Origin of the sequence: uncultured Gemella sp. (assembly GCF_963525875.1) — a bacterium.
GTDB lineage: Bacteria > Bacillota > Bacilli > Staphylococcales > Gemellaceae > Gemella.
The window spans coordinates 1-26,892 of record NZ_CAURMG010000023.1 but is presented as its reverse complement, the minus strand read 5'-3'; the positions used below and the strand labels follow the sequence as shown (position 1 = coordinate 26,892).

The window sequence follows — 26,892 nt, the reverse complement described above, 5'->3', positions numbered from 1 at the left end:
ATTGATGAATGTTGCTGTGAATGTATCACACAAAATTTAAATAGAACAAAGGAGAGTTGCCCTGTCTGTAATAATAAAGGAGTAACAGTTAGTAGGATAACCGTTGAACACTTGGTGACAGATGATTATCGTAATGCCGTTGATGGAGATCAATATAAGATATGCATGAATGAGGACTGCGACGTTATTTACTATAACTTAGATAAAGAAATAAAATTCTTAAAAGACCAAGTTAGGGTTCCTATCTGGTTTAAGAAAGATGCAGATCCTAAGTATGCTTGTTATTGCAGCAAAGTCACAGAAGATCAGGTAATTGAAGCAGTTGTAAAGCATGGTGCTAAAACCGTTAAAGAAGTAAATGCTATAACTGGAGCAATGAAAAATTCGCTTTGTAAGGAAAACAATCCTTTGGGGGTATGTTGTCATAAGATTATTCAGGAAGCCATTGATAAGGGATTAACCATGAAATGATTTGAGTTGATATGTTCTCACGAACAGACAAAACCGTTGATATCTTCCCACAAACGAGAGCCAATGTTGGATATGTTTCCGACTACGAGTGTGGATATGTTCCCCTTAACCATAGGGGTTGAGAGGAGTAACACCGACAGGAAAAAATAGAATACCTAAAATGTCATTTTTGGTAGAGATACTTGAAAAAGTAGGACTAAAAAAAGTAAAGACTTATATTCAAAGTGGTAATGTTATTTTGGAAACAGAGTTATCAAAAGGGGAAACAGCAAAGTTAATTCATGACACAATAGCTAAAGAAATAGGAGCAGATTTAAGTGTCATTATAAAAGAAAAAAATCAATTACAGATAGCTATTGAGAAAAATCCGTTTAATGAAAATTATGATTTTTCAAGAATACATTTAGTATTCACTAATGATAGTATGGGAAAAGATGAACTAAAAAAACTGGAAAATAAAGACTTTGGAGATGAAAAGTTTATTATTGGTTCTGAATGTTTATATATGTATCTTCCAAGAGGTGCAAGTCCTAAAAGATTGAATACTAATTATCTTGAAAAACAGCTTTCAATAACCATGACAATGAGGAAATTAAATGTTGTTGAACATTTAGTCGAATTATGTAAGAAATAGGAATAAACACCAGCTTATTGAAGTAACAATTAAACATAACTAATACAAGAACAGTAAATCAAAAAAGGTTTACTGTTTTTTCTGGGTCTATAATAAATACGGTTGATAATAAATATCAGCCGTATTTATTATGGACCCAGAACCTTTGTGAGGGTGACTCGACAAAACTGATTTCTCAGAAATCACGATTTTTGAGTCACTCCATTTTTTTCTTAATATTTAGTAAAAGTTTAAAATATCTATATAAACAAATAAGGATGTATGTTAGAATAATATGTAATAGTAATTATATCGACGTAGGAAGGATAATGAAATGGAAGTATTTAATAGTCTTTGGTTTGAATTTACTAAATTATCAGAAATAATGGAAATAGTATTGGGTGGTTCTAGAAGTGGTAATAACTATGATAGAAGTTCTGATTATGATCTATATATTTATTGTAAAAATATACCTAATAAAGATGTTAGAAAATTAATTTTGGGAAGTAGAAGATAATTGTACTTTATCTGATGAAATAGACATAGATATTATTTATAGAAATATAAATGATTTTGAGAATAATATAGAAAATGTTGTTGAAAAACATCAAGCGAGTAACGGATACACGACATGCTTTTGGCATAATTTGAAAAATAGTAGAGTACTTTATGATCCACATAAAGAATTTTATAATTTACAAGAAAGATTTGAAGTTCCATTTCCTAAGGAGTTAAAAGAAAATATTATTTCAAAAAATTTTCGTTTATTAACAGGGAATTTACCTTCTTATGATAAACAGATTATAAAGGTATTTGATCGCGGAGATTTTGTGAGTGTAAATCATCGTATCGCAGCATTTATAGAATCTTATTTTGATATTATATTTGCGATAAATGAACTTACTCATCCAGGAGAAAAGAGAATGATATTGTACGCTAAAGAACATTCTAAAATTCTCCCTAAGGATTTTGAAGAGAATATGAATGAATTATTAAATAGTATGGGAAGTACTTTAGAGCATGTAGAAAATAATTTAAAAAATATTATAAAAAATTTAGAAGATATTATTTAATTTCTGATATATTATAGGATGCTGAATTTTGTGCAGTATAAATTTTCTAATTATTTTTCATCGATTTTAGTATCATTTATTATACTTTGAAAGTTTTGAACTAATTTTTCAAAACTTTCTTTTTTTATATTCATTTATATTTATGTTATAATAAGAGAGTTGAGTAAAGGCTTATGATGAAAAACACTATATAAAGCTATATGTGTACTTAAAGCTTTTGCTAAGAAAAAATAAAAGTTGATTGTATAGAAACATTGAGGTATATATGCAAAAGAAAAATAAAATTGTAATACAAGGAGCAAGGGAAAATAATCTTAAAAATATAGACTTAGAAATCCCACGTGATCAGTTTGTTGTTATTACTGGATTAAGCGGGAGTGGTAAAAGTTCACTGGCATTTGATACTATTTATGCTGAAGGACAACGTCGTTATGTGGAAAGTTTAAGTGCATATGCTAGACAATTCTTAGGTAATCTTGAAAAGCCAGACGTTGATCTTATTGAAGGATTATCACCAGCAATATCAATAAATCAAAAAACAACATCAAAAAACCCTAGATCAACTGTAGCAACAGTAACAGAAATTTACGATTATCTACGTCTACTTTATGCAAGAGTTGGAGAAATCTACTGTCCTAATCATCATGAAAAGATTGAGAGTAGTTCAATAAGTCAAATCGTAGATGCTATTATGTTAATGCCAGAACGTAGTAGAATCCAAATAGTAGCACCTATAGTTAAAGATAAAAAAGGTACACACAAAAAATTAATAGATAAACTAATAAAAGATGGATATATTAGATTCAAAATTGATGGTGAATTATATGAAGTAGGAGATATTCCAGAATTAGATAAAAATAAAAAACATTCAATCAGTGTAATTATCGATAGGGTAGTCATTAAAGAAGGGATTGAAACACGTTTAGCTGATTCATTAGAAACGTCATTGAACCTTTCTAATAATGATTTAGTAGAAATAGATGATGTTAAAGAAGAAACTACACAACTATTCTCAACTAAGTATAGTTGTAAACACTGCGATTTTACTTTAGGTGATTTAGAGCCTCGTATTTTCTCGTTTAACAATCCACAAGGAGCATGTCCAGAATGTGATGGTTTAGGAATGCATGAAACAGTAGATGTTAATAAAATTATTCAAAAAGACTTATCGATAAATGAAGGTGCAATTTTAGTTTATAATAATGCGACATCAACATATTATCCAAGTTTAATTAAATGTGCCTGTGAACATTTCGGAATTGATATGGATATTCCATTTAAAGATTTAGTAAATGAACAACAACAAATTATTTTATATGGAAATGATCAAGAAGAAATAACTCATAAATATATTAATGATGAAGGAGTTATGCGTTCACGTATAGTATATTTTGAAGGAGTAGCAAATAATATTCTTAGACGTTATAAATCTGGTATGACAAGGGCTACAAGAGAAGCAATGGCTAAGTATATTAAGGAAGACTCATGTCGTAGCTGTAAAGGTCAAAGATTAAAACCAGAAATCTTATCAGTGTATGTTGCAGAAAAAAATATTGCAGAAATCTGTGAAATGTCTATTAAAGATAGTTATGAATTTTTCCAAAATATAAAACTAAGTGAAAAAAACTATGCAATAGCTAAACTAGTACTTAAAGAAATTAAATCAAGATTACAGTTTTTAAATGATGTTGGTTTAGATTATCTAACACTAGATAGATCATCTGGAACATTATCGGGTGGTGAAGCACAGCGTATACGATTAGCAACGCAAATTGGTTCGAAGCTTATGGGTGTTACATACATTCTTGATGAACCTTCAATAGGCTTACACCAAAGAGATAATGAAAAACTTATTAATACTATGCTTTCTATGAGAGATCTAGGGAATACTGTGTTAGTTGTAGAACATGATGAAGATACAATGTTGGCTTGTGACTATATTGTGGATATCGGGCCTAAAGCGGGTGAACACGGTGGACAAGTTGTAGCAGTAGGAACCCCTAAGGAAATAATGGAAAACGAAAATTCAATTACTGGTGCCTACTTATCTGGACGCAAAAAAATAGCAGTGCCTAACGAAAGAAGAGAAGGTAACGGTGAAAATATTATTATTAAAAAAGCACGAAAAAATAATCTAAAAGACGTTAGTGTAAAATTCCCGCTTGGAAAATTTATAGGAGTAACTGGTGTTTCTGGAAGTGGTAAATCAACGCTAGTTAATGAAATATTATTTAATTCTGTGAAGAATGTTCTTAATAAAGAAGAAATCGATACTACCGTAGTTAAATCTGTAGAGGGAATCGACGGTAATATAGATAAAATAATAGATATTGATCAAAGTCCAATTGGAAGAACACCACGAAGTAATCCAGCTACATACACGGGTGTTTTTGATGATATAAGGGATTTATACGCCAGCACCAATGAATCGAAATTACGTGGTTATAAGAAAGGTCGCTTTAGCTTTAATGTTAAAGGTGGTCGATGTGAAGCATGTAGTGGAGATGGAATATTAAAAATAGAAATGCACTTTTTACCTGATGTTTACGTTCCTTGCGAAGTATGTAAAGGAAAACGATATAATAGAGAAACTTTGGAAGTAAAATATAAAGGGAAAAGTATCAGTGATGTACTTGATATGACTATTAAAGAAGCATATGAATTCTTTGAAAACATTCCGAAAATTAAAAATAAACTAGAAACACTTGTTCATGTTGGACTTGATTACATTAGATTAGGGCAAAGTGCAACTACCCTATCAGGGGGAGAAGCACAAAGAGTTAAACTAGCAAGTGAATTATATAAAAAGTCAACAGGAAAAACGCTATATATTCTAGATGAACCTACAACTGGATTACATATTGATGATATAAGTCGATTAATCAAAATAATAGATAAATTAGTTGACGGAGGGAATACTGTTGTAGTTATTGAACATAATTTAGATGTAATTAAGTGTTGTGACCACCTAATAGACCTTGGTCCAGAAGGTGGAGTAGGAGGAGGAACAATTCTAGCAGAATGTACTCCTGAAGAGCTGATTGAAAATAATGAAAGTTATACTGGAAAATTTTTGAAAAAGCTATTAAATTAATAAAATCATAATAAAAAAATTAAGTTTAAAATAATTGATTATTAAAAGATATTTGTAAAATAATTTAGTTTATGAAAACCATTTTTAATATGGTATTTATTGAAAAAATTCAAAAATAAAAACATGATTATACAAATTTTGAGGTTGTTTTAATAATCTAAGTGTGGTAAAATATAGATATACAACTAAAGCGCTTGTAAGACTTACCATACATTCGGGCCTAACACTTTTTGAACGGGAACGAAAATCACTTACTAGTATAAAATGCTTCCTAGAGAAGACTTTAGAAGATAAGGCTATCGTACCCACCTGATTATATCAGGACCAATTAAGGTAAGAATCTACGGCGTTTTGGTTTTTTTTAGACTGGATTTTAAATATTGCCAGTCTTTTTTTAATTAATTAAGATAGAATAAAATGGAGAAAGAAATGTTACATCAATTTTCAAGAAACGAATTAGTAATAGGAACTGAAGGTTTAGAAATTTTAAAAAATAAAAGAGTAGGAATTCTTGGAGTAGGAGGTGTAGGATCTTTTGCTGCAGAATCATTAGCGCGTTCTGGAGTAGGTTCGTTTGTACTTATGGATAAAGACAATATAGATATAACGAATGTAAATAGACAGATTCATGCTACAACAAAAACAGTAGGGTGTAGTAAAGTTGAAGAAATGAGAAAAAGAATTTTAGATATTAATCCTGAGTGTGAAGTTACTACTATTCAAGACTTTTATACAGAAGAAACATATCCTGTGTTTTATGAGAAACCATTAGATTTTGTAATAGATGCATGCGATACGGTAACTTTTAAAATACATTTAATAAAACATTGTTTAGCAAATAATATACCAGTGATTAGTGTGATGGGTTCTGCAAATAAACTAGATCCAACAAAATTCCAAATTGCAGACATAAGTAAAACTACAGTATGTCCATTAGCAAAAGTATTAAGAACTAAATTGAAAAAAGAGAAAATAAGAGGGAAAGTTCCCGTAGTATTTTCTACAGAAAGTCCAACAATTGCAAACAAAGAATATCTAGAAAAAATTGGTAAACAAGATTCAGATATACGAAAAGCGAAAATTCCACCAGCATCGAACGCATTTTGTCCATCAACTGCTGGACTTATAGCAGCAAATTATGTTTATACAAATTTATTGAAAAATATAAAAATATTAACTGTTGAAAAACCTATTTAATGAATGGAAACAACGCTAAATTTAGCGTTGTTTTGTTTTTTGCTATAGTTGACATATCAGAGTTTATAGCAGTTTTTCTGTAAATGTTACACAGAATTTGAAAATTATATTTTATATTAGCATGAAAAAAAGGTTCGAAAATTTATAATTTAATTTGATTTTTTATAAAAAACAAGGTATAATGGTTATAGATGAGAAAGGAGGATTACTTTGAAGAATAAAGGAACATTACTGGCACAAAACTTAAAAAAACTTCGAAAAATGAACAATTACTCTATGTCAACTGTAGCAGATAAACTAGAGTTATCATCTCACGGTGTATATGCTAACTGGGAATACGGTAGAAACGAACCTAATGTAGCGACACTAGTATCTATTGCAAAACTGTATAACGTTTCAATAGATGAGCTTGTGGGGTATAAAACAGAAAAAGGGGAACCAGAAGAGTTGGCAGACACTCACTTTGAAGTAATTGATATGATTAAATCATTAGATAGTGAGGATTGTAAATTAGTAGAAGAAGTTTTGAGAAGATTTAGGGGATATTCTTTTTCTAGAAATATAAATCTATAACATACTCAAATACTTAGGCTATAGAGTTATAACGTAGTAAATTAAATTAATAGTTTTTAAAATGTAGGCTAAGTAGAAATACTTAACCTACATTTTTCCTTTTCTTTTAGGAAATGGGGTGATGACTATTGATGTAAAAAACTTAATGAATAAGATAATTAATGATTCAATAGACAAAAGAGCCAGTGATATCCATATATACCCAGATAAATCGGGAAATTCCTTTATCAAACTCAGAGTAAATGGTCATCTGAGTAAATATGAAAAATTTTCAAATAGGGAGTTAGAAGCAGTTATATCGCTTCTGAAATTCAATTCAAACATTGACATATCAAGAAATAAAGAACCACAGAGTGGGAGATTTGTTTATAATTATAATGAAAAAGATTACTTTTTACGAGTATCTACTTTACCTCTTAGCGAATTAAATGAAGGCTGCGTAGTAAGGATATTTATAAACGAATTAGAAGATGTTGATTACAGTATTTTTGAAGAAGATAGTAAATATATAAACGATCTTTCTAAAAAAGCCTATGGATTAGTACTTTTTTCAGGACCTACGGGAAGCGGTAAATCAACATCTATGTATAAACTAGCAAACGAACTCGCTAGTAAAGATAAGCAAGTTATTACTGTAGAAGATCCTGTAGAGAAGCATATATCTAGTTTAATACAAATGCAAGTAAATGAGAAAGCGGGAATAAACTATGACAATGCGCTAAAATCTATTTTACGATGTGATCCTGATGCTATGGTTATAGGTGAAATTAGAGATTATAAAACAGCTAGTCAAGTTGTTACTTCTTCATTTTCAGGTCATTTAGTATTAAGTACTATACATGCAGAAAATTCTATAGGTGTTATAAATCGATTAAGAGATTTAAATTTGTCGTTAGAAGACATAAAACAAACGATAATTTGTATAATATCTCAAAGATTAGTAAATTTAACAAACGGAAAAAGAGGATTAGTAACTGAAATATTGAAAAAAGAAGATATTCATGAATATATAGATAATAATAAAATAGTAGGAGTCTCATTAGAACAAAAATTTGAATTAGCATGTGAGAAGGGGTTAATCACAACTGATGAAAAAGAAAAATGGGGATATTAAAAAAATACTAGATAATGAGAATAAGATATATTTTATAAAACGTCTATATGAATTAATTGATCATGGATATATGTTAGAAGATTCCTTAGAATTTTTACTTATACAATATGAGGTTCCTAATGACGAAATTGAAAAAATAAAAGAAAAACTCTCTAACGGAAATAAACTTTCCGATATACTGGGATATCTTGGTTATTCACAGTTAATTGTTAGCAAAATTAAATTTGCAGAAGATTATGGTAGAATAGAAGACATGTTGCTAGAAGTAGAAACATATCTAACAATAAGAAAAATACAACAAGAAAAGGTACTAAAAACTTTAAGATATCCACTATTTTTAACACTCACTTTAATATGCCTAATAATGGTGTTTAATGCCTTAGTAATTCCACAATTTGAGAACATCTATACTTCATCTAATATTAAGATGGATCTCCAAACAATTATTTTAATTAAATCATTATACTATATTCCAAAATTCATTTCTATTATATTTATATTTACCATTTTTGGTATAGTTTATATTATTTATACAATTAGATATAAACCACATTTATTTTTAAAAACCCTTTTATATATTCCAAAAGTAAGGAACTATTCGAAATTATATTTTTCTTATAGATTTTCTATGGAATTAAGTCTATTTTTAATGAGTGGATTTTCATTAAAAACTGCCTTAGAAGTTATGGTTGAAGAAAACTATGATTATTATTTAACGGAATTTTCTAAAGACATTTTGTCTGAATTAGATAATGGTATAGGTTTTGAAGAAGCCGTAGCTAAAATTAAATTCTTTGATAAATCTATGGAAAAATTTGTAAGACATGGAAAGAGTAATGGTTTATTAGACAAAGAATTGAAATTATTTAGTGAACTAATGTTAGACACATTTCTAACAAGTTTAGATAGAACGTTAAGAAAATTACAACCTATTTTATTCGGTATTTTAGCCGTTGTTATTGTTGGATTATACATGGTTATATTATTACCAATATTTAACATGGCTAGCTCACTTAAATAAGGAGGAGTTATGAAAACTTTAAAACAAAAATTAAAAGATAAGAAAGCATTCACATTGATTGAAATGTTAATCGTGCTATTTATAATTGCAATACTATTAATTCTTATAATCCCTAATATTACTAAGAATATAGATACTGCAAAAGATAAAAGTTCAGAAGCATATGAAAAAACAGTACAATCTCAAGTAACAGCATATGAAATTAATGAAAAAGATAAAGATGTTACATTTGAGAAACTAGTAGAAAAACATTATTTAGATGGCCCAGCAGATAAAGCTAGTACAGCACCAAATGGTAAGAAAATAGTAATAGCCAATGGTAAAGCAACATTACAAAAATAGACGGGGCTTTAGTTTAGTGGAGTCGATAGCTGTATTATTAATTGTTAGTATAATCGTAATAATATTATCCAGAATTTCTATAAATAGTTATGAAAAATATCAAGAAAGACTCGCTGTAAATGAAGTAGTATCAGATATTTATAATGTTCAAACAAAAAGTTTGAATGATAGTAGAAATTATATTCATTTTTTTGAAAAAGATAGTGAATACTTAGCATATTATGATGGTCAACAACATTGGAAAAACTTAAAAAAGAATGGTAAACCAATATTAGGAGCAAACTCAGTAAAATTTGAATACAGGAAAGGAAATCTAGTTTCTAAAGCTTACACGGTCGATGTAAAGTTCGATAATAGTTCTTACAGAATAATTATTCATTTAGATACCGGATATATAACATTAGATGAAATTTAATAAACAAGGTTTTACATTCGTTGAATTAATAGGAGCTTTATTTATTTGTTCGTTACTATTTGTATTCCTAATTCCTAATATGGTTAGACAATATTCTAATATATCCAAAATAGAAAAAGAGCTAGAGATGAAAGAAATATTGTATGAAGAAGTTTGTAGTCACTATAAAGACCATAGTTTCTCATCAACTAGAGGAAAATATCACATAAGTGTAGACCAAAAATCAGCTAAGATTGAAGATGAACAAACCGGTGAAAAAGTTAGTTACAGTTAAAAATAAACAAGGTTTTACATTATTAGAATTAACAGTTTCCTTGTTTTTACTAATAATTTTGACACTACTACTTATGTTAGTACTGCAAACAACTATTAATACCTCTAAGAGATTTTTGGACTATACAAATTATGAATATGCATTAGCTCATAAAAAAATTTTAGAAACATATAATAATAGTGCTAAGGTAAATCAGGAATATAACTACATCTTAATGAAGAGTAAAGATGATTCAGAAGATGTAAAGATTAACTTCAGAGGAGATAGAGTTTATATTGATAAATTTAAAGATTCTAATTCGTTTTCAGGATATATTCTCTTATTAAAAAATATTAAATCTTATTCTTTATCACAGGAACACGATACTATTTATATTAATATTGTTGATAAAAATGATAATAATAGAGAGATGATATTAAAAGTGAAAGATGAAAAAACTGATAAAGAAAAGGAAAAAGAAGAAAAAGAGAAAAAAGAAAAAGAAGAGAAGGAAAAGAAAGAAAAAGAAAAACTGGAAAAACAAAATAATAATAAAAACAAAACTGGAGAGCTAGTAACTAATAAGGAAGGTGCGTAGAGTATGAGTAATAAGTTCAATCATAAGAGGGCGAACGCTATAATAGCATCAATACTTGTTACTATATTAGTAATCGCAGTTATGTTTAGTATTGTAGGTATATACATAAATAAAATGTATACAATGAGAAGTTTAAATGATTATTATGATACGAAAATTACACAGCAACTCCAAGAAAACAATAAATCTAAATAATTAAGTTATACATCCTAATTTTAATATCGAAATTAGGATGTATTTATGATAATAAATCTATTGTAACTAATGAAATCTGGTTAATAAAATGAATAAATTTAGTAATATTATAGGTAATACAACTTGAAATATAGAAATGTATATAAATTGTTGCTTTGTTTAACTAAATGGTTTAAAATATTATTATATTGTCAAAAAATTAAAATAAATTTTAAAGGAGATATTAATGAGCAAAAGATTATTATTAGGACTTATTGGAGCAGGTGCAATTGCTGCAGTAACAGTATTACCAAAAAAAGATCAATTAAGTTCAGAAGAACGTAGAAAAGTAGAACAATCAAAAAAATATCTAGAAGAAAAAGGGTACGTTGTAGTAGAAAAATCAAAATATTCTGTAGGTAAATTTAATATTTTATCTATATCTTCACTACCTATGTATTACAAAGCGGCTAAAACTGTAGCTAAGTTTATTTTATAAAATTATGTTTATACCAGAAAAAAATTATTCTTTCTATGAAGAAAGTCCAAGAGGAAAGTTAACTATCAAGAAATTCGCTAAAGAGATGTTTTATCGAGTTATGTATGATGAAATATCTCTACTATCAGCGAATCTAAGTTATTATTTTATTTTATCATTATTTCCAATGTTAATAGTTGCACTAGCTTTGACTCCATATTTTAAAATTGACCAACAATTTTTACTAGAAAAAATACAAAGCTTTGCACCAGGCGACTTAGGTGATTACTTATTTAATATGATTACTGAAGTGTTAAATAATAAGAATAATAATACAATTATCACAGTGGGGATTGTTTTTACATTGTGGTCAGCATCAAATGGTATTTATGGAATTATTATTGCCTTTAACAACGCCTTTAGAGTTCGTGATGGAAGAATTTGGATTATAACAAAATTAATTAGTATTGTATTTACAGTTTTATTCTTAGTAGGGATGTTTGTTGTATTAGCACTAGTTGTATTTGGTAAACAACTTACATATCTGTTATTCCATAAATTTAATTTAGACGAAGGATTTTATAATTTATGGTCATTTTTAAATTATAGTTTTCCTATATTATTTACATTCATAGTATTTCTATTTCTGTATATAATGGGACCAAATCTAAAATTAAAAGCTATTAGTGTTTTTCCAGGAGCTATTTTTTCAACGATATCTTGGACCCTAATCAGTAGAATGTTTGGATACTATATCGATCATTTTTCAAGTTATATAAAAACTTATGGAACAATTGGAGCCTTAATGGCATTTATAGTTTGGTTGTATATAACGGGATATATATTAATTATCGGTGCTGAAATTAATGCGATATTTCATAATTATAGAGTTGAACATAGGGTATTTGAAGAAACACATACAACAGAATAAAAAAACTAATGAAAGTTGTAAATTTATAACAGGTACATTTTTGAAATGCACCTGTTTTTTATTTGAATCGGAAATATATACAAAAATTTAATAGTATGGCTATAATAAAGCATTATTATATTAAAAGTAGGTGTTTTATAGTATAATTATAGATAATAAATTCAGAAAGATGAATAGATAGAGAGGTTCATAAAATGGAAAAAGAAATTTATTTAGCAGGAGGATGCTTCTGGGGTGTTGAAGGTTACTTTTCACAATTACGAGGAGTTCTTTATACGCGAGTAGGTTATAGTAATGGACAAACAGCTGAAACAACTTATCAAAATATAAAAAATACTGATCATGCTGAAGTAATTTACTTAAAATATAATAACGCAGTACTACCATTAAATGATGTTTTACGTCATTATTTTAGAATTATTGATCCAGTAAGTATTAATAAACAAGGTGGAGACAGAGGACGTCAATATAGAACAGGAATCTATTATGTTGATGAAGAAACAAAAGAAGAGGTAGAAAAATTTATTCAAGAACTTCAAAAAAATTATACTAAAAAAATCGCTGTAGAAGTTGAAGCGGTAAATAACTATATTGATGCAGAAGAATACCATCAAAAATACTTGGAAAAAAATCCAACAGGTTATTGCCATGTTGACTTAAGTTTAGCGAAAAAAAGCTTATAAAACTTAAAATAAATTTGAAATAATTACTAAAAAAAGGTAAAATATAAGTAAGTATAAATAAAAATAAGGAGCTAAAAAATGACAAATATTTTAATTTTTGGACATAAAAATCCAGATACAGATACAATTTGTTCAAGTATCGTTTATAATAACTTAAAAAGATTACAAGGAATGGACACAGAAGCAGTAAGACTTGGTGAAATTAATGATGAAACTAAATATGCGCTTGAATACTTTAACGTACATTTACCACGTTTAATCGAAGGTGTTGAAGAAGGACAACATGTAATTCTAGTAGATCACAATGAATTTCAACAATCAGCTAACGGAATTGAAAAAGCAGTTATCCGTGAAGTAATTGACCACCACCGTATTGCTAACTTTGAAACTGCGGGACCTTTATATTATCGTGCAGAACCACTTGGATGTACAGCAACAATTCTGAAAAAAATCTACGAAGAACAAAGTGTTCATATCGATAAACAAATGGCTGGATTAATGGTATCTGCAATTATCTCAGATTCATTATTATTCAAATCACCAACATGTACTTTACGCGATAAAATTGCTGCAGAAGAGTTAGCTGCAATAGCAGGTATCAACCTAGAAGAATATGGGCTTGCTATGCTAAAAGCTGGAGCTTCAACAACAGACAAAACAGCAGAAACATTAATTTCATTAGATGCTAAAGAATTTGTCTTAGAAGAAGATAAATTAGTTGTAGCTCAAATCAACACAGTTGATGCTAATGAAGTAGCAGTTAGAAAAGAAGAATTAGAAGCGGCAATTAATGCAGAATTATCATCAAAAGGATTAGCAGCTTATGTATTTGTAATTACTAACATTTTAACATCAGATTCAGAAGTGTTAGTATTAGGTGAAAAACAAGATAAAGTTGCTGCAGCTTTTGGAAAAACTCTTGAAAATGACTTTATGACGCTTGAAGGTGTTGTATCTCGTAAAAAACAAGTAGTTCCTCAAATTACAGAAGAGTTTTCAAAATAATTACTAAAAAATATAGTTTAAGAAAGTGCTGACTCAAAGTCCTAGATTTAAAAAAGTTTACAAGAAAACTCATAGACGCAGTGGTTTATTGATATCTAAATTCGCTTTATAAAAGCTTTTTAGATATCTAATAAACTGTGCGGGGGTGACTCGACAAAATCGATTTCTACGAAATCATGATTTTTGAGTCACTCCCTTCTAATTTATATAACAAATTTAAGAGGGAGAGGAAAAATATGTCAACATTAAAAACAATATATTGGCCCTTTTTGAAAAAGGTTATAATAAACACATTAGTAGTAATAGCATTTTCCGGATTAACACATGGTAAATTAAAAATTGATCATCCCTTATACGGATTTTTAGGTGCTTTACTTATTACAATTTTATTTACATTAATTCGACCATTATTACTATTAACAGTAATAATAACAATATTTAGCTTGGGACTATTTTCATTACTAGTAAGAGTATTAATAGTATATTCGGTTTCCTATATATTGTCACCACATTTTGAAATAGTTTCATTTTGGACAGCGGTTGGCTTGATTATAACCATAAAGCTTTTCAATTTTATATTTAAAACAGATGAAAGAACAATAATAATTAAAACATTTAAAATGAAATAAAAGGAAAAATAATTATGTCAAAAATTACAACAAGAGAGCTTGTAAAAAAATTAAATTTAGAAGTAATTAGTGGCGAAAAAGGTTTAGATAGAGAAATTACAACGGATGAACTTTCTCGTCCAGCATTACAACTTGCAGGGTACTTCTCTCACTATTCTCCACAAAGAATTCAAATACTAGGAACAAGTGAATTGTCATTTTTTAAACTTATTCCAGACATTGAGAAAAAATCAAGAATGCGTATGTTATGTACAAGAATTACTCCTTGTATAATCATTTCACGTGATCTTGAGGTTCCTAAGGAACTACAAGAAGCGGCAAATAAATATGATACACCCGTTTTAAGATGTAATCAAGATACAACGAAACTAATGGGGAATATTTCAAATCATCTTAGAAAAGTATTTGCTCCTACAACTTCAGTTCATGGAGTATTTATTGAAGTATATGGTATCGGGGTATTATTAACAGGAGAAAGTGGTATCGGTAAAAGTGAAATTGCACTTGAGCTAATTAAACGTGGTCATCGATTAGTTGCTGATGATAGAGTAGATATTAGAGAAATAGAAAAAGGATTCCTAATTGGAAGTTGTGAATCTACCTTAATTAAGCATTTATTAGAAATCAGAGGATTAGGTATTATTAATGTTATGACACTATTCGGAACTGGTGCTGTACGTAGTGATAAACGACTACAATTAAATGTTCATCTAGAAACGTGGAATGATCAAAAACAATATGATCGAATTGGTTTGGGAGATGAATATAGAGAAATTTTAAATTCTAAAATAGAGAAAAAAACAATTCCTGTAAGACCAGGTCGTAACGTAGCGATTATTATAGAATCTGCTGCAATGAACTACAGATTAAATCAAATGGGAATAAACACAGCTAAAGAGTTTACAACAAAATTAGCAGAAGAAATTAAACGAAACAATATGAATAATGAGGAGAAATAAAAAATGACATTAGGTTTTTTAGATCCAGTAGCTTTTTATTTATTCACTAAACCAGTTTATTGGTATGGAATAATCATTGCTACAACAGTACTATTTGCTTATCTACTAGCTGATAAAGAAGCTACAAAACGTGGATTAAAACAAGATACAATGCTAGATTTGCTTTTGCTTGCATTACCAATAGCCTTCATCTTTGCACGTGCATATTACGTAATATTTAGATGGGAACACTATGCAGGAGATTTTGGAAAAATGATAGCCATCTGGGATGGTGGAATAGCTATCTATGGTGGATTAATTGGTGGATTTATTGTCTTGTATTTCTTTGCAAGAAGAAAAGGAATTAAAATCATAAAACTTTTAGATATAATTGCACCAAGCTTATTGGTAGGACAAATGTTTGGACGCTGGGGGAACTTCTTTAATCACGAAGCATATGGTGAAATAGTTACTAAACAATATTTAGAAGATAGGTTTATACCGAATTTTATAATAGAAAACATGTATATTGATGGAGCATATCGCCAACCAACATTTTTATACGAAAGTTTATGGTGTTTCATTGCACTAGTAATACTACTTTTAATAAGAAACAAACTAGCTCAAAGTGAGGTATTTGCAGCATATCTAATCCTATATGGTGTAGAAAGATTCATAGTTGAAGGAATGAGAACAGATTCATTATATCTTGGAAGCTTAAGAGTTTCTCAAGTTCTTTCACTAGTATTTGTAGTAGGAAGTTTGATATACTTAATAGTGCTTAATACAAAATATAAAAATAAAAAGATTTTGTATAAAGAATCATAAAAGAGAAGGTGGAAAATATGTCAGAAAAAATTTATGATCTAATTATCGTTGGAGCAGGTCCAGCAGGAATGACAGCTTCAATCTATGCATCACGTGCTAACATGTCAGTACTTATGCTAGAAAGAAAATTCCCAGGTGGACAAATGTTGTCAACTGAAGAGATCGAAAATTACACAGGATACGAAATGGTAACTGGTCCAGAGTTATCAGAAAAAATGTTTGAACACTCTAAGAAATTTGGAACAGAATTTGCATTTGGAAATATTACTAAAGTTGGAACAAAAGACAATCTTAAGTTTGTTGTTGCCGGTGAAAAAGAATATATTGCCAAAGCTATTGTTATAGCAACAGGTTCAGAACACAAAAATTTAGAAGTACCTGGAGAAGAGCAGTTTTCAGGAAAAGGTGTAAGTTACTGTGCAGTATGTGACGGAGCTTTCTTTAGAAATAAAGAAGTAGTAGTTATAGGTGGAGGAGACTCAGCTGTAGAAGAAGCACTTTATCTTTCAAACCTAGCTGCAAAAGTAACAATAGTACACAGACGTGATGAACTTCGTGCACAAAAAATCCTACAAGATAGAGCGTTCGCTAAAGAAAATATTGAATTTGTTTGGGATAGTGTAGCTTATGAAATTAAAGGTGAGAGAAAAGTTTCATCTATAGAAATAAGAAACGTAAAAACTGGAAAAGAAAGCTCTATTCCGGCGGATGGTGTGTTTATCTATGTGGGCATGTTACCACAAACACAAGACTTCAGAGATCTAGGTATTACAAATGACGCTGGATATATTCCAACTAATGAAAGATTGGAAACAGCAGTACCAGGAATTTTTGCTGCAGGAGATGTACGAGAAAAAGAAATTCGTCAAGTTATTACAGCAGCATCTGATGGAGCAATAGCTGCACAAAGTGCGTATAGCTATGTAGAAGGATTAGAATAAAAAATAGAAGAGAGGTTCAAACTAGTGCCTCTCTTCTTTGTTTTTAAAAGGGGATGATCCCAAAGTACTAGATTTAAATAATAATTTACATGAAAACTTATAGATGCAGTGGTTTATAGATATCTATATTTGCTTTATAAAAGCTTTTTAGATATCTAATAAACTGCGCGGCTCTGATTCGACAAAATTGCTATCAATGAAATCAAGGTTTTTGAGTCGCTTCCTTTATATACATTCTTATCCTTTAAAGTCAAAAATGCTCTTACGTTTATCGAAGTCAAATTTCATATGATTATTAGCATTAACCATTTTGTCTCTAAAATCATTAACAAAAATTTCTTCGTTTTTACCTGAAGGGAACGATCTCTTATAAACTTTAGAATTTGTTTCTCCATCAAAATCAAATGCATCTGTTTTTTCAAGTGATAATCCATTATTACTTAGTTTATAGAATGTATAGCCATGTACTTTCGCACCACCAGAACCATAAACTTGGAAAATTTTATCCTTAGTTATAGAAAGTCTTGTTCTCTCTCCATTAACATATTCTGGAGTAATACGCACAACCTTATTATCTTTGTCAAGTGTATATACATCCATTGGACTATATTCATTAGGCTTCTCTTTATCAAATTCTGTAAATAATAATAGCTCATCTATACCATCATCATTAATATCATAAAATCCATAATTTAGGAAATTTTTACCAACTTGTTTTTTACCGTAAACTTTATAATTACTTATAGCAACAGTATTTACACCTTTTGTGTCAGGTTTATCATTACTTATAGCATCTTTATATGGTTTCAGAATACTAGCATAAGCAGCTTCATAATTATCAGGTTTTTTACGTTGGTTATTGTCTTTATTATTATTATTATTATCAGTATTATTACCAAAGTTTAATACTGAATTCCAGTCTTCTGAGTCAAACTGAATAACATCAGGGAATGGGAATGCTTCATTAAATGCTTTTTTAGAATCGTATTCTTTTCCTGTCATTTGATCTTTATATTTACTATTATCGACGTCTAGTCCAGTGAAAGTGATGACAGTAGATTTCTCAAGTTTATTACCATCATCTATAAATTTTAAGAAATTATATTCACCAGAATCTTTATCAAATTTTCTAATTCTAATAGTGTTATCGGTAAATACAGCAGAACCAGAATTATTAGAACCACCATCAACACCAAGTCTATCTAAAATTGAAATATCTATAGTTTCAGGATCAAATAATCGAATTACTTCTTTTTTCTTATTAAATGTATAAATATCAAAAGGATTATTAGGTTTATCACTTCTAGAAATAAGAAGTTCTTTTCTACCATTTCCGTCTATATCATAAAATAAGTATTTGATATAATCGTCATTTTTCTTCTCTTTAAGTGCAGCTTTAAGTGCTTGAACATTAATAGAACTATCAGCACTCTCCAAATTGTTAATCGCGTCTTTATATTTTTGAATAACAGTGCCATAGACTTCATTTTCATTAACTACTTTAGACTTCTTGTATTTACTAAAGTAGTAATATCCTCCACCAGCTAAAAGTATAAGTGCTAGTAGGAAACATATAGTTGCGACTAACTTACCTTTTCCTTTTTTCTTATTTTTTGAAGATTTTTTAGTTGTTTTATTTTTATTAATAATAGGTGGGATAGGTGGAATATTTTGATTATTTACTTTGTTATAATTTCCATTACTATGCGTATTTATTTGTTCAACATTTTGATTAAATTGTTGAGTACCGCCTTGCCCAAAACCATTATTAAGTTGATTCTTTTTACGTGCATTATATTCTTCATTTCCATATAATTGTTGAGAATCTAGCTGATTAGAGATATTCAAATTTTGTCTATTATTTGTTTGCTCTATTTTTATAGAATTAAGTTTTTCATGATTTACGAAGTTTCTGTTATTACTATTAGTAGTATCATTATTATTTTCTTCATATTTTACGGTATTTACTTCGTTACTAGGTTTAGCCTTTGTTTCTGATAAACTATTAACTTTTTCTTGTTTTAATATTTTGCTGGTATTTTGACCATTGCTATTTTCTTTGTTTGTATTTACATTATTATTACTATACTTCTGAAATTGATTTAGGTTATTGTAACCATAATTTTGATTTTGTTCTTGATTATTATATCCATAGCCTTGAGAATAACCTTGATTACCATATTCATAGCTTTGAGTATAATCTTGATTATTGTATGTATAATTTTGATTATTACCTTGATTATAATTATTGTAGTAGTTGTTAGAGTTTTGATAATTATAATCGTAATTTTGGTTATAATTATCGTAATATTGATTTCCAGCTAGATTGACCTGATTATTATATTGATTATAATTACTATAGTCTTGACTATTGTTATATTGATTATAATCATAATAATTTTGGTTATAGTTGTTGTAATTTTGACTACTGTCTACATTAGCATTCTGGTTTGCAAAATCGGTCTGATTTTCATAATTATTATAATATTGATTATTATTTTGGTAATATTCATTATAATTTTGTTCACCATTTTGATTATAATTAGTATTCTGATTATAGTTCTTATTAGGTGAATTATTATTTTTATTCATAAACAAATCTCCTTAATTCCTTATTATAAATATTATATGAATAATTTTAAAGAAAATCAAGGGGATACCATAAATGTTATAATTTTTAATAGATATTCATAAACATAGTAGTTTATTAATACCTAAATTCATTTTACTAAAGCTATTTTAATATAGCGGTGATAAATTAAAAAAACTGAAATATATAAAATCACTATGTTTTAGAATCGCTATAACAATAAAAAATAAGTCTGAGAAATAGATCTCAGACTCATATAAATAATTATTTATTATTTTTTTTAGCTAAGTATGGCATGATTAATCCTAATGAAAGTAGAACAATTGGAGTAACAATATTCATAATTGTTTGGAAAGTACTTTCCGGAGTATACATACCAGAAATACAAGCAAATGCAGTTAAGAAGAAGCACCATGCACCTAGTCCCATACCTACAAACTTATTCTTAACAAATTTGTATTCAGATTGGAATTTCTCAGCTGATTTTTTCAAGAAGATATATGCAGCGAATACCCATAGGTAACGTAATGGCATAGTAACTGCATTAAGTTTAACCAACCATCTGAATAAATCATTAACTTCTTTAATACCAAACATAGGGATAATTAATAAGATAGAAACGATAACACCTACAAGTTTTAATCCGTTAACATATACATCATTTGCATTTTTAACTAATAATTTTTTTGGAATATATTTTTCATCTGCACTACTTAGTAACATACGAAGTGGAGCATCGATAGAAATAATTACGACAGAGATTTGTCCAATTAAATCAACAATAGCATAGATTACTAAGAATAAGTTACCAACTCCGTAGTAATTACCTAAAGTTTGGAACGCGTAGTAAGTTCCGTTAGTAAGTAGGTCTTTAGGAATATTATTTGTATCAAACATTAAAGCAAGTGCAAAAGTCCCAAGAATTGCAGTTGTACAAACCATAATAACTAAAGCAATCATTCCACGAGGGAAATCTTTTGATGGATTTTTCATTTTATTAACATAAGGAGAAATCTTCTCACATCCACCGACCGCAAAGACTAATATAGCAATCGAGGTAATATATTTCACATCAAATGTTGGCATGAAAGTATCCAATGACCAATCAATTTTATAAGTTTTAGCTCCAGTAATAGATGGTGCAGTGATAGCCATAACTACAAATAATAATGACATAATGAACATAGAAGAACCAGCTAACATAGCCATCTTTTTAATTAAATTAACCCCACGAGCAGCTAAGAATAAAGCTACTAAGAATATAACTAGTGAAGCAATTTGTAAATATGTGATATTCATTTTACTAATACGATTATCACGAAATACCGCCCAGCTAAATGCAGCGATAATACGAGATGGTTTTTGTGAAATGTAAGGCATATGTACAACCCACATTGTCCATCCAGTATAATAAGCAAGTAGCTTTCCATGTGTTGAACTTATCCAAGAACTAACACCACCACCTGCATCTTTAAAAGTAGAACCTAGCTCACCAACGATTAATGAATACGGAATAAAGTAAATTACAAAAATTAAAATCCAAGAAACTATAGATTTTAATCCACCGAATTCAGAGTATCCATTAACAACGTTACCAAAGGCCCAAACCGTTGAAAACGCCATGAATGCTAGAGTATACCAAAATATTTTTTTTGCATCTCTCTCCATAGAGAACCTCCTAAAATATAAATAATACTAATAACTGCAAAACTGCATTAATAAAATACTAGCATAGTATACATAATTATTCAAGTAAAAATAAAATAAATTAGATTAAAATTTTTTTATGTGATAAATAAAATAATAATTTAGTTAATTTCGTGAAATTATTTGCTATCAATATTAATTATATTTAAAATAGAGATGCTAATATTGAATTATAAAATAATGTAAATTTACATTTTTGAAATATATTTACATATAATCATTAAATTTATATTATTGATATCGTTTTATTGTACTTCAGGCTTGAAATACTAATGATTTTCCTTTATAATGAACAATAATAAGTGAAAGTTTTTGAAAAGTTGAGGAGTGATAGAACTTTGAAAAAAAGGCAGCGTACATTAACTAGATTAATGATAATAATGACTAGTTTAGTAGTTGTTTCTCTATTAGTTACCTCTTTTTTTGTTAGAGAATATATAAAAAAGAGAGAAGATGAGATAATTCGACAAAAAATCTATTCAACCGCGAAATTAATTTCGAATGACAAAGGTGTAATAGATGAACTGAAGCAGCGTAGAATTACAAAAGGGATGCAAGATTTTACTAACCGAGTAATGGCTGAGACAGGGACCGATTTTATCGTAATAACTGATGATACATTTACAAGATATACACATCCAAATGATGAATTTATCGGTGAAAAATTTTCCAGTATAGAAGATGCAAGTTCAACATTTACAATAGGTGACCATTTTAGTAAGCAAAGTGGTCAATTCGGAGAAGGATTACGTTTCTTCACAGCAATAAAAGATGAATTTGGAAACAATATTGGTGTAGTATGTGTTGGTTATACAAAGGAAACCGTAAAAAAACAGATATTACATTCACAAGAGAAAATTTTCCTTGCCTTATTGATTGGAATTGGATTCGCAGTAGGTCTTGCCATAATGTATAATAGAAAACTAAAAAAAATACTATTGAATTATGAACCAGAAGAGATTGCTTATAATTATATCGAGAAGAATTTAATTTCAGATCATGTTTCTGAAGGAATTATTGGAATTGATATTAACAAAAAAATTATCGTTAAAAACAATAGTGCAAACCAGATTTTAGATAAAGCAGGCCTATCAAAAATCAAAAAAGGTGAGCAAATTCCTGAGGATATGTACGAACTATTCTTCAAGAGTATCTTGGAAAAAAATAAGAGTAGTCGTGATGAATTAATTTTATTAAATCATATAGAAGCATTAATAAATAGAAATCCAATATATCAAGATGGTAAATTATACGGTGCAGTAGTCACACTTCGAGATCAAAGTGAGATGAAAAAACTAATTACAGAACTTAGTGGAACTGAAAAATATAATGACAGCTTAAGAGAACAAAGCCATCATTTTATGAATAAACTACATGTTTTACATGGATTAATTGAAATGAAGTCATATGATGAAGTAGAGAAATTTATTACATATTTAAAAGACGATTATCATGAAAAAATTGGGCATATTTCAGAGAATATTAAAGTACCAGCAATAGCAGGATTTCTATTAGCAAAAGTTAGAGAAGCTAAACAAAAAAATATAGCATTATTAATAGACCCAGATTCAATGATATTGAATAAAGATGGCCTAGATGAACTTTATAATGAACTCTTAATCATCTTAGGAGTTTTAATAGATAATTCTATGGAGTCTATCGCTAATAAGGAAGATGGAAAAGTTGTTGTTTATTTATACTTAAACACCGAAGAAAATATTCTACTTTGCAGTGTTTACGACAACGGTAAGGGTATAAATAAAGATATAATTGCGAATGTCTTTGAAAGAGGATATTCAACAAAAGGAGAGAATAGAGGATATGGTCTAAATGCTGTTGATACAATTGTTAAAAAGTATAATGGACTTATAGACGTTGAAAGTGAAGTAGGTAAAACGAAATTTATAATTGAAATACCAATTGAGGAGGTACATTAATTGAAAGTACTAATAATAGAAGACGATCCAATGGTAGCGATGATACATAAAGAATATTTTAAAAGAAAAGAACATAACTTCGGGATGAACCATGTTACATCATTAGAAGATGCAAAGAAATTTTTAAAGAATAATGAAGTAGATTTAATTGTATTAGATAATTATTTAACAGATGGTCAAGGTATAGATTTTTTACCTGAATTAAAAGGATTCCCAATTATTATGATTACTGCAGCTAATGATATTCAAACAGTAGAAGCTGCACTATCTAATGGGGTCATTGATTATTTGGTAAAACCATTCACATATGAAAGATTTTCTCAAGCAATCGATAAAGTTCATGATTATGTAACTTTATTATCAAAAGAGAAAATTAATCAAGATTTAATAGACGAGTACTTAAATTCTGGAAGAGTAGATGAAGATGAAGACAGCTTGCCTAAAGGACTTTCTAGAATAACATTGAAAAAAGTACTAGAAGCTATCCAACAACACAACGAAGGATTTACAACACAACAAATAGCAGACGAGCTAGATATTTCTAGAATTACAATTAGAAAATATTTAAATCATCTAGTAAGTATAAATGTTCTAAGTGAAGATGCTGAGTACTATACATCTGGAAGACCAGTATCAGTATTTACACTTATTGAACGAAACAAATTAGAAAAAATGCTTTAAAAAAATTCAAAATATATCATCATTATCATAAGAAAAAGCTATCAAAGCCCATGAGGTTTTGATAGCTTTTTTTGTTAAAGGCTTTAGTAAGTTGAGGAGGTGGAGTTAGTCGTTAATTCTATATTTACCAGATATATAGTTGTTGGTATTTTTGTATTCAGCTATTGCTTTATTAATTTTATCCATATCTTCTTTTTTGAATGTTTCTTGAATTTCTTTGTAGGTTACTTTTTTGAATAATTTGAAATCCCTTTGACCTACAGGTTTGTCATAATCGATAACTTTAATTTCAATTCCATCATCAACACGACGAACTAATATATTACTTCCTAATGTACCAAAACTTGTTAAGTATCCTCCATTTTTCTCTTCCATTGTAAAATACGTATCAGTTTTTAGTGTTTCAACATGAGAGTCTGTAGAATTATAAACATAGGCTCTACCGATTAATGCAAGTTGAGCATTAGAAAATTCAGGTTTATTTTCTTGTTTCTTTTGTTCTACATTCTTAGATGAGATTTTTTCCTCTGTAGTATTTTTCTTTAGAAGCGGAATGATACTAGATAGAGGTTTGTTAGTTGATTTAGAATAGTAATGTAAACTACCGCCACTTAGTAGAATGACTCCAAGTGCGCTAGCAGCTATAGGAACAAATTTACTTTTCTTTTTCTTATTAGTATTTAAGGAATTATTATTTGAAATTTGTTTATTGTATTGAGTATTAATATTTTGATAACCAGCATAGTTTTGATATTGTTGATTATAACCTTGTTGACTATTTACGTTGCTGTAGTTTTGGTATTGTTGATTATTTGTTGAACCTGAGTAATTTTGATACTGCTGATAATTGTACTGTTGATTAGCATGATTATATTGATTATTATTTTGGTAATTTTGATTTGAGTAATCATACTGTTGATTATTTTGATATTGCTGATTTGAGTTATTATAATTTTGGTATTGTTGATTGTATTCGTCTTGATAACCTTGTTCATTATAATTTTGATACTGGTTATTATTGCTGTTTTGTCCGTTGTATTCATTTTGATTATAATTACCATAATTCTGGTTAGGGTAGTTATTATTATTATTATTTGGCTTCGAATTATTATTACTCATAAAATCTCTCCTCATAAAGTGTTTTCATTGCTATTATAAAACAAATTTAATACATTTTAAAGTGCAATAAGAAAACTCTTGATTATATATCTATTTTATATAAAATCAAGAGTTTTTAATATTATTTAGTTACTACGAATGAATACCATCCGTTGTCAGAAGTTTCTTCAACTAGTTTAAAACCACGTTCTAACATTTTTTCAAGAAGTTCATCTTTTTTCTCTTCGATAATACCAGAAGTGATGTAGTAACCACCATCTTCTAATAAGTTATACGCATCATCAATCATAAGCTCGATGATGTGAGCAAGAATATTTGCGACGATAATATTATATTTTTTTGTTTCTTTTGTAAGAAGGCTAGCTTGTTCAACTTCAATTCTTTTCTCAAGATTATTTAACGCAAAGTTTTCAAAAGAAACATCAACAGCAAGTTTATCTAAGTCAACAGCCTTAATATTTCCATCAGTTAAATAACTAGCTGCGATACTTAAAATACCACTACCACAACCGACATCGATAACATTATCATTTTTTCGAACATATCTTTCAAGATTTTTAATACATAATGAAGTAGTTTCATGACCTCCAGTACCAAAAGCCATACCAGGATCTATGTTTATAATATATTTATCCTCAGTATTTTCATATTCACGCCATGTAGGCACGATAACGAATTTTTCACCAATGTTAAGAATATCGAAATAATCTTTCCAAGAATTTTCCCAGTCGCTATCTTGAATAATAGTAGTTTCAATCTTGAAGAAATCTCCAATGTTGATATTTTCACCTAAAGCAAGAAGCTCAGCTTCGAAACGGTTGAAAGTTTCTTCGTCAAAGTTAAGCTCGTTAATGTATCCTTTAACAACAACTCCAACTTCAGGATAATCAGCAGGACTAAGTTCAACAATGGTACCAAAATCATCGTGTAAGTTTTCCTCAAGAGTAGTAGGATCTTCTATAGCAACCCCAGTTGAACCATAATCAAGAAGAATAGACTCAACTATTTCACTAGCTTCATTAGTAGTATGAATTGTAATTTCAACCCAATTTTCCATTTTACACCTCACAAATATTTTAAATTTTTTCATTATATTTTTGATCGAAAAGACCAAAATAAGTGACTGCCCCAAAAGTCATAAAATTTAACAAAGTTCATATGATAACTCATAGACGCAGTGGTTTATTGATATCTAAATACGCTTTATAAAAGCTTTTTAGATATCTAATAAACTGTGCGGGGGTGACTCGACAAAATCGATTTCTCCGAAATCACGATTTTTGAGTCACTCCCATTTAACATACCTACAACATATTATACCATTTTCAATATTTAAGCAAATAATAAGGGTGTGGCACATGAAATAAAGTATTTAACATGGTATAATAATTGAGGGGACAAAGATTATGAAAGAAATAGGATTTATAAAGAAAACAATAAAATCAAAACTTAATATTTCAACCCATACTGATAAGATATTTATATCA

General features: G+C 28.7%; 28 protein-coding genes and 1 other RNA gene. 25 read left to right on the top strand and 4 right to left on the bottom strand.

The features are described from left to right. The 23 genes from RWQ73_RS05450 to trxB form a co-directional block, all read left to right on the top strand. A partial coding sequence (locus RWQ73_RS05450; RefSeq protein ID WP_399541086.1) for a Csac_0668 family 2Fe-2S cluster-binding (seleno)protein occupies positions 1 to 471 on the top strand: 471 nt, incomplete at its 5' end. 118 nt (positions 472 to 589) lie between these two features. After that, positions 590 to 1,105 (top strand): DUF1697 domain-containing protein, encoded by a 516-nt coding sequence (locus tag RWQ73_RS05445; protein ID WP_314407140.1) that lies wholly within the window; start codon positions 590 to 592, stop codon positions 1,103 to 1,105. A 313-nt stretch (positions 1,106 to 1,418) separates the two neighbouring features. Further along, on the top strand, positions 1,419 to 1,601 hold the full coding sequence (locus RWQ73_RS05440) for a hypothetical protein (protein ID WP_314407138.1): 183 nt from the start codon (positions 1,419 to 1,421) through the stop codon (positions 1,599 to 1,601). Positions 1,602 to 1,731: 130 nt separating this feature from the next. Then, positions 1,732 to 2,157 carry a DUF4037 domain-containing protein gene (locus tag RWQ73_RS05435; protein WP_314407136.1) on the top strand — a complete coding sequence of 142 codons (426 nt, stop codon included), beginning with the start codon at positions 1,732 to 1,734 and terminating at the stop codon, positions 2,155 to 2,157. A 265-nt stretch (positions 2,158 to 2,422) separates the two neighbouring features. Continuing rightward, entirely contained in the window at positions 2,423 to 5,251 is a 2,829-nt protein-coding gene (uvrA, locus tag RWQ73_RS05430) for an excinuclease ABC subunit UvrA (protein ID WP_314407134.1), read from the top strand. Between the two features lie 179 nt (positions 5,252 to 5,430). Next, a non-coding RNA gene (gene ssrS / locus RWQ73_RS05425) (6S RNA) lies at positions 5,431 to 5,613 on the top strand. A 67-nt stretch (positions 5,614 to 5,680) separates the two neighbouring features. Next, positions 5,681 to 6,448: a tRNA threonylcarbamoyladenosine dehydratase gene (locus RWQ73_RS05420; protein ID WP_314407132.1), complete on the top strand. Its 768-nt coding sequence runs from the start codon at positions 5,681 to 5,683 to the stop codon at positions 6,446 to 6,448. Between the two features lie 210 nt (positions 6,449 to 6,658). Continuing rightward, on the top strand, positions 6,659 to 7,021 hold the full coding sequence (locus RWQ73_RS05415) for a helix-turn-helix domain-containing protein (protein WP_084812676.1): 363 nt from the start codon (positions 6,659 to 6,661) through the stop codon (positions 7,019 to 7,021). Positions 7,022 to 7,142: 121 nt separating this feature from the next. Next, complete coding sequence (gene comGA, locus RWQ73_RS05410; protein ID WP_314407129.1) at positions 7,143 to 8,135, top strand: competence type IV pilus ATPase ComGA; 993 nt, start codon at positions 7,143 to 7,145, stop codon at positions 8,133 to 8,135. Next, complete coding sequence (gene comGB / locus RWQ73_RS05405; RefSeq protein ID WP_314407127.1) at positions 8,110 to 9,156, top strand: competence type IV pilus assembly protein ComGB; 1,047 nt, start codon at positions 8,110 to 8,112, stop codon at positions 9,154 to 9,156. Before comGA ends, comGB begins: the two co-directional genes overlap by 26 nt. 9 nt (positions 9,157 to 9,165) lie before the next feature. Continuing rightward, positions 9,166 to 9,498: a competence type IV pilus major pilin ComGC gene (comGC, locus tag RWQ73_RS05400; protein WP_314407125.1), complete on the top strand. Its 333-nt coding sequence runs from the start codon at positions 9,166 to 9,168 to the stop codon at positions 9,496 to 9,498. Further along, positions 9,473 to 9,913: a prepilin-type N-terminal cleavage/methylation domain-containing protein gene (locus RWQ73_RS05395; protein WP_314407123.1), complete on the top strand. Its 441-nt coding sequence runs from the start codon at positions 9,473 to 9,475 to the stop codon at positions 9,911 to 9,913. Before comGC ends, RWQ73_RS05395 begins: the two co-directional genes overlap by 26 nt. Further along, positions 9,903 to 10,187, top strand: coding sequence for a prepilin-type N-terminal cleavage/methylation domain-containing protein (locus RWQ73_RS05390; protein ID WP_314407121.1), 285 nt, complete (start codon positions 9,903 to 9,905; stop codon positions 10,185 to 10,187). Before RWQ73_RS05395 ends, RWQ73_RS05390 begins: the two co-directional genes overlap by 11 nt. Next, positions 10,165 to 10,764, top strand: a complete 600-nt coding sequence (locus tag RWQ73_RS05385) for a prepilin-type N-terminal cleavage/methylation domain-containing protein (RefSeq protein WP_314407119.1) — start codon at positions 10,165 to 10,167, stop codon at positions 10,762 to 10,764. Before RWQ73_RS05390 ends, RWQ73_RS05385 begins: the two co-directional genes overlap by 23 nt. Positions 10,765 to 10,767: 3 nt before the next feature. Further along, positions 10,768 to 10,959 (top strand): hypothetical protein, encoded by a 192-nt coding sequence (locus RWQ73_RS05380; protein WP_314407117.1) that lies wholly within the window; start codon positions 10,768 to 10,770, stop codon positions 10,957 to 10,959. Between the two features lie 226 nt (positions 10,960 to 11,185). Beyond that, positions 11,186 to 11,437 (top strand): hypothetical protein, encoded by a 252-nt coding sequence (locus RWQ73_RS05375; protein ID WP_314407116.1) that lies wholly within the window; start codon positions 11,186 to 11,188, stop codon positions 11,435 to 11,437. A 4-nt stretch (positions 11,438 to 11,441) separates the two neighbouring features. After that, on the top strand, positions 11,442 to 12,347 hold the full coding sequence (locus RWQ73_RS05370) for a YihY/virulence factor BrkB family protein (protein ID WP_314407115.1): 906 nt from the start codon (positions 11,442 to 11,444) through the stop codon (positions 12,345 to 12,347). A 194-nt stretch (positions 12,348 to 12,541) separates the two neighbouring features. Continuing rightward, positions 12,542 to 13,030: a peptide-methionine (S)-S-oxide reductase MsrA gene (gene msrA, locus RWQ73_RS05365; RefSeq protein WP_314407113.1), complete on the top strand. Its 489-nt coding sequence runs from the start codon at positions 12,542 to 12,544 to the stop codon at positions 13,028 to 13,030. A gap of 78 nt (positions 13,031 to 13,108) precedes the next feature. Further along, positions 13,109 to 14,035, top strand: coding sequence for a manganese-dependent inorganic pyrophosphatase (locus RWQ73_RS05360; protein WP_314407112.1), 927 nt, complete (start codon positions 13,109 to 13,111; stop codon positions 14,033 to 14,035). A gap of 236 nt (positions 14,036 to 14,271) precedes the next feature. Beyond that, positions 14,272 to 14,664 (top strand): phage holin family protein, encoded by a 393-nt coding sequence (locus RWQ73_RS05355; RefSeq protein WP_314407110.1) that lies wholly within the window; start codon positions 14,272 to 14,274, stop codon positions 14,662 to 14,664. A gap of 14 nt (positions 14,665 to 14,678) precedes the next feature. Next, entirely contained in the window at positions 14,679 to 15,623 is a 945-nt protein-coding gene (gene hprK / locus RWQ73_RS05350) for an HPr(Ser) kinase/phosphatase (RefSeq protein ID WP_314407108.1), read from the top strand. 3 nt (positions 15,624 to 15,626) lie between these two features. Continuing rightward, on the top strand, positions 15,627 to 16,430 hold the full coding sequence (lgt, locus tag RWQ73_RS05345; protein ID WP_314407106.1) for a prolipoprotein diacylglyceryl transferase: 804 nt from the start codon (positions 15,627 to 15,629) through the stop codon (positions 16,428 to 16,430). A 17-nt stretch (positions 16,431 to 16,447) separates the two neighbouring features. Further along, entirely contained in the window at positions 16,448 to 17,371 is a 924-nt protein-coding gene (trxB, locus tag RWQ73_RS05340; protein ID WP_314407105.1) for a thioredoxin-disulfide reductase, read from the top strand. Between the two features lie 237 nt (positions 17,372 to 17,608). Here trxB and RWQ73_RS05335 read toward each other — a convergent pair whose 3' ends face one another. Continuing rightward, on the bottom strand, positions 17,609 to 19,963 hold the full coding sequence (locus RWQ73_RS05335) for a hypothetical protein (RefSeq protein WP_314407104.1): 2,355 nt from the start codon (positions 19,961 to 19,963) through the stop codon (positions 17,609 to 17,611). A gap of 262 nt (positions 19,964 to 20,225) precedes the next feature. Further along, complete coding sequence (locus RWQ73_RS05330; protein ID WP_314407102.1) at positions 20,226 to 21,629, bottom strand: amino acid permease; 1,404 nt, start codon at positions 21,627 to 21,629, stop codon at positions 20,226 to 20,228. Between the two features lie 377 nt (positions 21,630 to 22,006). Between RWQ73_RS05330 and RWQ73_RS05325 the strand changes: the two genes are divergently transcribed. Further along, a complete protein-coding gene (locus tag RWQ73_RS05325) occupies positions 22,007 to 23,605 on the top strand; it encodes an ATP-binding protein (RefSeq protein ID WP_314407101.1) in 1,599 nt (532 codons plus the stop codon). Further along, positions 23,606 to 24,286 carry a response regulator gene (locus tag RWQ73_RS05320; protein ID WP_314407100.1) on the top strand — a complete coding sequence of 227 codons (681 nt, stop codon included), beginning with the start codon at positions 23,606 to 23,608 and terminating at the stop codon, positions 24,284 to 24,286. 105 nt (positions 24,287 to 24,391) lie between these two features. On the opposite strand, the gene RWQ73_RS05315 is transcribed toward RWQ73_RS05320, so the two are convergent. Both RWQ73_RS05315 and prmA read right to left on the bottom strand, forming a co-directional pair. Continuing rightward, the gene (locus tag RWQ73_RS05315; RefSeq protein WP_314407099.1) at positions 24,392 to 25,405 is read right to left on the bottom strand and encodes a hypothetical protein; all 1,014 of its coding nucleotides are present in this window, start codon (positions 25,403 to 25,405) and stop codon (positions 24,392 to 24,394) included. Between the two features lie 121 nt (positions 25,406 to 25,526). Further along, on the bottom strand, positions 25,527 to 26,462 hold the full coding sequence (prmA, locus tag RWQ73_RS05310) for a 50S ribosomal protein L11 methyltransferase (protein ID WP_314407097.1): 936 nt from the start codon (positions 26,460 to 26,462) through the stop codon (positions 25,527 to 25,529). Between the last annotated feature and the right edge of the window lie 430 nt (positions 26,463 to 26,892).

Coding starts and splice junctions, on each gene's coding strand:
- RWQ73_RS05420 (WP_314407132.1), top strand. CDS start 5,681: ATGTTACATCAATTTTCAAGAAACGAATTAGTAATAGGAACTGAAGGT.
- RWQ73_RS05375 (WP_314407116.1), top strand. CDS start 11,186: ATGAGCAAAAGATTATTATTAGGACTTATTGGAGCAGGTGCAATTGCT.
- comGC (WP_314407125.1), top strand. CDS start 9,166: ATGAAAACTTTAAAACAAAAATTAAAAGATAAGAAAGCATTCACATTG.
- prmA (WP_314407097.1), bottom strand. CDS start 26,462: ATGGAAAATTGGGTTGAAATTACAATTCATACTACTAATGAAGCTAGT.
- trxB (WP_314407105.1), top strand. CDS start 16,448: ATGTCAGAAAAAATTTATGATCTAATTATCGTTGGAGCAGGTCCAGCA.
- RWQ73_RS05395 (WP_314407123.1), top strand. CDS start 9,473: ATGGTAAAGCAACATTACAAAAATAGACGGGGCTTTAGTTTAGTGGAG.
- comGA (WP_314407129.1), top strand. CDS start 7,143: ATGACTATTGATGTAAAAAACTTAATGAATAAGATAATTAATGATTCA.
- RWQ73_RS05360 (WP_314407112.1), top strand. CDS start 13,109: ATGACAAATATTTTAATTTTTGGACATAAAAATCCAGATACAGATACA.
- RWQ73_RS05440 (WP_314407138.1), top strand. CDS start 1,419: ATGGAAGTATTTAATAGTCTTTGGTTTGAATTTACTAAATTATCAGAA.
- RWQ73_RS05330 (WP_314407102.1), bottom strand. CDS start 21,629: ATGGAGAGAGATGCAAAAAAAATATTTTGGTATACTCTAGCATTCATG.
- RWQ73_RS05390 (WP_314407121.1), top strand. CDS start 9,903: ATGAAATTTAATAAACAAGGTTTTACATTCGTTGAATTAATAGGAGCT.
- uvrA (WP_314407134.1), top strand. CDS start 2,423: ATGCAAAAGAAAAATAAAATTGTAATACAAGGAGCAAGGGAAAATAAT.
- RWQ73_RS05355 (WP_314407110.1), top strand. CDS start 14,272: ATGTCAACATTAAAAACAATATATTGGCCCTTTTTGAAAAAGGTTATA.
- hprK (WP_314407108.1), top strand. CDS start 14,679: ATGTCAAAAATTACAACAAGAGAGCTTGTAAAAAAATTAAATTTAGAA.
- RWQ73_RS05335 (WP_314407104.1), bottom strand. CDS start 19,963: ATGAATAAAAATAATAATTCACCTAATAAGAACTATAATCAGAATACT.
- msrA (WP_314407113.1), top strand. CDS start 12,542: ATGGAAAAAGAAATTTATTTAGCAGGAGGATGCTTCTGGGGTGTTGAA.
- RWQ73_RS05315 (WP_314407099.1), bottom strand. CDS start 25,405: ATGAGTAATAATAATTCGAAGCCAAATAATAATAATAATAACTACCCT.
- RWQ73_RS05370 (WP_314407115.1), top strand. CDS start 11,442: ATGTTTATACCAGAAAAAAATTATTCTTTCTATGAAGAAAGTCCAAGA.
- RWQ73_RS05380 (WP_314407117.1), top strand. CDS start 10,768: ATGAGTAATAAGTTCAATCATAAGAGGGCGAACGCTATAATAGCATCA.
- lgt (WP_314407106.1), top strand. CDS start 15,627: ATGACATTAGGTTTTTTAGATCCAGTAGCTTTTTATTTATTCACTAAA.
- comGB (WP_314407127.1), top strand. CDS start 8,110: ATGAAAAAGAAAAATGGGGATATTAAAAAAATACTAGATAATGAGAAT.